This window comes from Paracoccus sp. UBA889 (genome assembly GCA_002294185.1).
Taxonomy (GTDB): Bacteria; Pseudomonadota; Alphaproteobacteria; order Rhodobacterales; family Rhodobacteraceae; genus Paracoccus.
This window is the reverse complement of sequence record DBFD01000053.1, coordinates 1-5,225: the sequence shown is the minus strand read 5'-3', so window position 1 is coordinate 5,225 and position 5,225 is coordinate 1. Positions and strand designations below refer to the sequence as shown.

The 5,225-nt window shown below is 65.8% G+C and carries 3 protein-coding genes; all 3 read left to right on the top strand.

The window, feature by feature from the left end:
• The first annotated feature begins 74 nt into the window (after positions 1-74).
• Positions 75-785, top strand: coding sequence for a response regulator transcription factor CtrA (gene ctrA, locus B4L36_RS11385; protein ID WP_292957080.1), 711 nt, complete (start codon positions 75-77; stop codon positions 783-785).
• A gap of 157 nt (positions 786-942) precedes the next feature.
• On the top strand, positions 943-3,144 hold the full coding sequence (gene ligA, locus B4L36_RS11380; RefSeq protein ID WP_292957077.1) for an NAD-dependent DNA ligase LigA: 2,202 nt from the start codon (positions 943-945) through the stop codon (positions 3,142-3,144).
• Positions 3,141-5,225: ATP-dependent DNA helicase RecG (gene recG, locus B4L36_RS11375; protein WP_292957074.1), on the top strand; the 2,085-nt coding region annotated here is incomplete at its 3' end. The genes ligA and recG, both read left to right, overlap by 4 nt.

Here is a 5,225-nt window from a genome sequence, read left to right as displayed (position 1 = left end):
TTAAGTAACGGGATATTAACCTTGTCGCCGGATGGTCGGCCAGGGACCAAGAACAATCGGGGACAATTCAGGCCATGCGCATTCTACTGGTAGAGGACGATCCCAACACCGCGAAGGCGATCGAACTGATGCTGACGGCGGCCAGCTTCAACGTGTTCCGCACCGATATGGGTGAGGAAGGCATCGATCTGGCCAAGCTTTACGACTATGACCTGATCCTGCTGGATCTGGATCTGCCGGACATGCACGGGATGGAGGTTCTGCGTCATCTGCGGCTGGCGCGGATCGACACGCCGATCCTGATCCTGACCGGGTCCGACGACACCGAAAGCAAGCTGCGCGGCTTTGGCTTCGGCGCCGACGACTACATGACGAAGCCCTTCAACCGCGAGGAATTGCAGGCCCGTATCCAGGCGATCATCCGCCGCTCCAAGGGTCATAGCCAGGCGATCATCCAGACCGGCGAGATCGTGGTCAATCTGGACGCGCGCTCGGTCGAGGTCAGGGGCCGCTCGGTCAACCTGACCGGCAAGGAATACCAGATCCTCGAACTGCTGAGCCTGCGAAAGGGCACGACGCTGACCAAGGAAATGTTCCTGAACCATCTCTATGGCGGCATGGACGAGCCCGAACTGAAGATCATCGACGTCTTCATTTGCAAGTTGCGCAAGAAACTGTCCGAGGCACTGGGCGGCGAAAATCACATCGAGACGGTCTGGGGGCGCGGCTATGTGCTGCGCGATCCCGGTCCCGCCAACGAAGAGCGGCTGGCGATCGGCGCCTGAATGACGGATCAGCCAAGAGACAGCCGGGTCGCGGCGGCGGCCCGGCTGTCTCGTCTTCCTGCCGACGGCAGCGACGACCGCGGCTTTTAGCAGCCGCCCTGGCGTCGTATAGAAGGGGCGGACAGCACATTGATCCCCCTTCAGGCAGGTGCGATGCATGACGGAAGAAAGCGATTCCAAGCATGTCCGGACGCGATCGCCGCGAAGCCGGATCGTCGAACTTGACCAGCAGCAGGCGGCTGACGAGATCGCCGATCTCTCGGCTCGGATCGCGCGGGCGAACGAAGACTATCATACCAGGGATGCGCCGCGGATCTCCGACGCGGATTACGATTCGCTGAAACAGCGGCTGGCCGCGCTGGAACAGGCTTTTCCGGATCTCGCCCATCCTGACAGTCCGACCGGCAAGGTCGGCGCGAAACCGGCCGAGGGATTCGGCAAGGTTGTCCATGCCCAGCGGATGATGTCGCTGGCCAATGCCTTCTCAAGGGCCGAGGTCGCCGATTTCGTGGCCCGAATCCGCGGCTTTCTGAACCTGTCCGAGGAAGCGCCGCTGAAGATCGCCGCGGAACCCAAGATCGACGGATTGTCGCTGTCGCTGCGCTATGAAAGGGGCCGCCTGGTCCAGGCCGCCACGCGCGGCGACGGCGCCGTCGGCGAGAACGTCACCGCCAATGCCCGGACGATTTCGGACATTCCCACAATCCTGAAAGGCGCGCCCGAGATCCTGGAGGTCCGCGGCGAGGTCTACATGAGTCACGCGGATTTCGCCCGTCTGAACGCTCAGGACGGCGGCCGCGTCTTCGCCAATCCGCGCAATGCTGCTGCCGGCTCTTTGCGCCAGATCGATCCGGCTGTGACAGCGTCGCGACCGCTGCGCTACTTTGCCTATGGCTGGGGCGCGGTCTCGGCGCCTCTGGCCGACAGCCAGATGGATGCGGTGGGCCGGCTGGCGGGACTGGGCTTTCAGACCAACCCGCTGATGACGCTGTGCGACGATCTCGAGTCCATGATCGCCGTCTGGTCGCGGATCGAACAACAGCGCGCGACACTGGGATATGACATCGATGGGGTGGTCTACAAGGTGAACGACCTGGCCTATCAGGCCCGGCTGGGTTTTCGTTCGACCACGCCGCGATGGGCTCTGGCGCACAAATTCCCTGCCGAAACCGCCTGGACTCGCCTTGATCGCATCGAGATTCAGGTCGGCCGCACCGGCGCCCTGTCCCCCGTCGCGCGGCTCGAGCCGGTGACGGTCGGCGGGGTCGTCGTCTCGAACGCGACCCTGCACAACGAGGATTACATCGCCGGGCGCGACAGCAGCGGCGCGCCGATCCGCGAGGGGCGCGACATTCGCGAGGGCGATTGGGTCAAGGTCTATCGCGCGGGCGACGTGATTCCGAAGATCGCCGATGTGGATCTGTCGCGCCGGCCCAAGGGCAGCGCGCCCTATGAATTTCCGTCGCTTTGCCCGGAATGCGGATCGGATGCGATCCGCGAGCCGGGCGATTCGGTGCGCCGCTGCACGGGCGGACTGATCTGCCCGGCCCAGGCGGTCGAGAAGCTGAAACATTTCGTCGGCCGCGCCGCCTTCGACATCGACGGGCTGGGCGCCAAACAGATCGAGATGTTCTTCGCCGATGATGCCCTGCCGATCCGCGAACCCGCCGATATCTTTACCCTGGCCGCCCGCGACGCCCGGAACCTGTCGAAGCTGAAGAACCGCGAAGGGTTTGGCGACAGATCGGTCGAAAAGCTGTTCGCCGCTATCGAGGATCGTCGCGACATCGCATTGAAAAGGCTTATATTCGCTCTTGGCGTCCGGCATGTGGGCGAGGTCGCCTCGGCCACGCTTGCGCGCCATTTCGGCACCTGGGGCCGGCTGGTTTCGGCGATCGACGGCGCGGCGCAGGAACCCGCCTTCGCGGCCCCCGATGACAAGGCCCGCAAGGCGGCGATGGACCGCAGTCCCAACTGGGCAGAACTGACCGGCATCGACGGCATAGGGTCGGTTCTGGTGCAATCGCTGGTCACGACCTTCCGGCAGGACGCCGAACGCGCGAGCATCAACCGGTTGATCGCGCAACTGAAGGTGAAGCCCGACGATACGGAAGTCGACGAAGGCAGTCCGGTCAGCGGCAAGACCCTGGTCTTCACCGGCACGCTGGAACGGATGACACGCGCCGAGGCCAAGGCCCGGGCCGAGGCGATGGGCGCCAAGGTCGCAGGCTCGGTCAGCGCCAGGACCGATCTGCTGATTGCCGGTCCCGGTGCGGGCTCCAAGGCAACAAAAGCCGCCGAACTGGGCGTGAAGGTCATCGACGAGGATGAATGGCTGCGCATCGCGGGGGCGGGATGAGCCAGCCCGGGGGCCGCCCGCCGGCACTGTTTCCGCTGTTCGCGGCCATCGACACGTTGCCGGGCATCGGCCCGAAAGGCCGGGCGGGACTTGAACAGATGGGGATCGAGCGGCCGCGCGACCTGATCCTGACGTTGCCTCACAGCGGCGTCACCCGCCGCCGCATCGACCGGCTGGCGGATGCGCGCCCGCCCGAGATCGTCACCGTCACCGTGACGATCGGCCGCCACCACCCGCCCACCGTGCGCGGGCGCCCGTGGCGGGTTCATTGCAGTGACGGCGTGGGCGATCTGACGCTGGTCTTTTTCCATCCGCGACGCGAATGGATCGAAAGCCGGTTGCCGACCGGCGCGCGCCGCATGATCAGCGGCAAGCTGGAATTGTTCGACGGCCTGGCCCAGATGGTTCATCCCGACCACATTCTGACCGAGGATCATCCGCCGCCGCCCGACTTCGAGGCGGTCTATCCGCTGTCTGCCGGCCTGACCCAGAAGATGATGGCCAAAGCGGTCGAGGGCGCGATGATCCGCCTGCCGCAGCTTGAGGAATGGATCGATCCGCAGGTCCTGGCGCGGCGCGGCTGGCCCGGCTTATCAGAGGCGCTGAAACGGGCCCATGCGCCGGCGCATATGCGCGATCTGTCGCCCGACGATCCGGCGCGCGCGCGGCTGGCCTATGACGAATTCTTCGCCCATCAGATGACCCTGGCGCTGGTCCGGCGCGAAAAGCGGCGGCTGAAGGGCCGGGCCAGCGTGGGCGACGGTCGCCTGCGGGGCGCGGTGCTGGCCAACCTGCCCTGGCCGCCGACCGGTGCCCAGATCCGTGCCGTGGACGAGATTGCCGCAGACATGGCGTCGGACCGGCGCATGAACCGGCTGCTGCAGGGCGATGTCGGCGCAGGCAAGACGCTGGTCGCGATCCTGTCCGCCCTGATCGCGGTCGAGGCGGGCGGGCAGGCCGTGCTGATGGCCCCGACCGAGATTCTCGCCCGCCAGCACGCCCGCGCTCTGGAACCGCTGGCGCGCGCGGCCGGGGTGCGGCTGGCCGCCCTGACCGGCCGCGACAAGGGAGAATTGCGGGCGCAGTTGCTGGACGATCTGGGCCAGGGGCAGATCGACATTCTTGTGGGCACCCATGCGGTCTTTCAGAAGGATGTGCATTTTCACGACCTGCGGCTGGCCATCATCGACGAACAGCACCGTTTCGGCGTGGCCCAGAGGTTGCAGCTTTCCGCCAAGGGCGAAGCGCCGCCCGACATGCTGATCATGACCGCAACACCGATTCCGCGTTCGCTGGCTTTGTCGCAATATGGCGATCTGGATCTGTCGGTGCTGGATGAAAAGCCGCCGGGACGCCAGCCGATCACGACCGTGATGATCGGTGACCAGCGGTTGGACGAGGTGACGGCACGCCTGCGAAAGGCTTTGGAACAGGGCGCGCGCGCCTATTGGGTCTGCCCGCTGGTGGATGAAAGCGAGGTCAGCGATCTGACGGCGGCCGAGGCGCGGTTTCAGTCGCTTCGAACGCAGTTCGGCGATCAGGTGCGGCTGGTCCACGGGCAGATGCCGGGCGATCAGCGCGATGCCGCGATGGCGGATTTCGCCGCCGGGCGGGCGCGGATCCTGGTCGCCACAACCGTGATCGAGGTCGGCGTGGATGTGCCGGAGGCCACGATCATGGTGATCGAGCGCGCCGAAAGCTTTGGACTGGCGCAACTGCACCAATTGCGCGGGCGCGTCGGGCGCGGGCAGGGGGCCTCGACCTGCCTGCTGATCTATCACGCGCCCCTGAACGAGACCGGCGCCCGGCGTCTGACCACCCTGCGCGATACCGAGGACGGATTCCGCATCGCCGAGGTGGATCTGGAAATGCGGGGCGCGGGCGATGTGATCGGCACCGCGCAATCCGGTCTGCCGCGTTTCCGCATTGCCGATCTGGAACATCAGGCCGGGTTGATGGCGGTGGCGCGACAGGATGCCCGGGCAACGCTTGAACGCGACCCCGGTCTCGACAGTCCGCGCGGCCGCGCGATCCGGATGCTGATGTGGCTGATGAGCCAGGAAGAATCGATCCGGCTGATC

What these genes read in the sequence shown, in the direction of transcription:
- ctrA (WP_292957080.1), top strand. Translation starts at nt 75, where the DNA reads ATGCGCATTCTACTGGTAGAGGACGATCCCAACACCGCGAAGGCGATC.
- ligA (WP_292957077.1), top strand. Translation starts at nt 943, where the DNA reads ATGACGGAAGAAAGCGATTCCAAGCATGTCCGGACGCGATCGCCGCGA.